The organism is Streptomyces atratus (assembly GCF_900119365.1).
Classification (GTDB): domain Bacteria; phylum Actinomycetota; class Actinomycetes; order Streptomycetales; family Streptomycetaceae; genus Streptomyces; species Streptomyces atratus_B.
In genome coordinates, this window is sequence record NZ_FPJO01000095.1 from 1 (window position 1) to 1,584 (window position 1,584).

Here is a 1,584-nt window from a genome sequence, read left to right on the forward strand (position 1 = left end):
CAGATCCTCGACAGTGTCGACATCGACATCGACGTCCACCAGGACAATCCGCCCCGGGTTCTCCGTCTGGGCGGAGCGCACCAGACCCCACACGGAGCCCGCGCCCATGTCCTGGATCTCGCCACCCGCGACGGCCACCGCGCCCCGGGTCACCACGACCAGGCGGGCATCCGTCTCGCTCTCCGCGGCCAGCCACTCCTGCAGCCGGACCAGTACGTGGACGATCCGTTCACGTACGCCCGGGAGGGCCGACGCACCGGTCCGCGCACCGGGGACCGTCAGGATCTGCAGCCCGGAATCCGTGCTCGGGTCGATCGCCGGAGCACCCGCGGCCGGGACCCACTCCAGGCGGAACAGCGACTCGGCCGCCGCCTGGTTCTCCGCCGCACGCAGCTGGTCCGCGCTCACGGGCCGGAAGGCCAGGGACCGGACCGCGGCGACCAGGGCACCGGCACCGTCGGCGGCCTCGACCGAAACGGCCTGGCCCCCCGCCGATGCCAGCCGCACCCGCAGCGCCGAGGCGCCCGCCGCGTACAGCTCCACACCCTCCCAGGCGAAAGGCAGTTGCAGACCGGCCTCGCCCGGGAACAGCCCGCCCGCACCCACCGCGTGCAGGGCGGAGTCGAGCAGCGCCGGATGCAGGCCGAACCGGCCCGCCTGGCCGGCGGTCTCCTCGCCGAGCGCGACCTCCGCGAACACCTCGCCCGCACGCCGCCACACCGCGCGCAGGCCCTGGAACGCCGGGCCGTAGCCGTAACCCGTCGCCGCCAGTTCCGCGTAGAAGTCGGAGACGTCCACCGCTTCGGCGTCCTGCGGCGGCCACACGGCGGCCCAGGACGCGTCCGCCGGCTGCTCCGTGCCGCCGCCGCCGACGGCGGCGGTCAGCACACCGGCCGCGTGGCGGTTCCATGCCTCCGTGCCCTCGGCCTGCCCGTACACCGTCAGCGGGCGTGCGCCGGATCCGACGCCGTCCTCGCCCTCCGCACCGACGACCACCCGGACGACGACGGCGCCGCTCTCCGGCAGCACCAGCGGGGATTCCAGGACGAGTTCGGAGACGGTGCCGTGGCCGACCTGGTCCCCGGCCCGGACCGCCATCTCGACGAGAGCCGTGCCCGGCACCAGCACCCGCCCGTCGACCACGTGATCGCCGAGCCAGCCGTGCGTACGGACCGCCAGTCGGCCGGTCAGCACCACACCACCAGGGCCCGGCAGGTCCAGCACGGCTCCCAGGAGCGGGTGCTCCGCGCCCTCCAGACCCACCGAGGCGACATCGCCGGTGAACTCGGCCGCGCGCGGCCAGTACCGCTCACGCTGGAAGGCGTACGTCGGCAGGTCGACGGCACGGGCACCGGTGCCCTCGAAGAGGGTGCCCCAGTCCACGTCCACACCGAGCACCCAGAGCTCGGCGGCGGACTGAAGCATCCGGTCGAGTCCGCCTTCGTCGCGGCGGAGGGTGCCGAGGGTCGCCGCTTCTGCTTCGGCGTCGTCGATGGTGCCCTGGAGGCCGAGGGAGAGGACGGGGTGGGGGCTGACCTCGATGAAGACGGTGTGGCCGTCGGCGAGGGCGGTGCGGGTGGCCTG

The 1,584-nt window shown here is 74.5% G+C and carries 1 protein-coding gene; it reads right to left on the bottom strand.

Annotated features, from left to right (window positions below; translation table 11 throughout):
• Positions 1-1,584, bottom strand: a 1,584-nt coding sequence (locus tag BT364_RS38905; RefSeq protein ID WP_177328414.1) for a polyketide synthase dehydratase domain-containing protein, incomplete at both ends; no start/stop codon positions are given.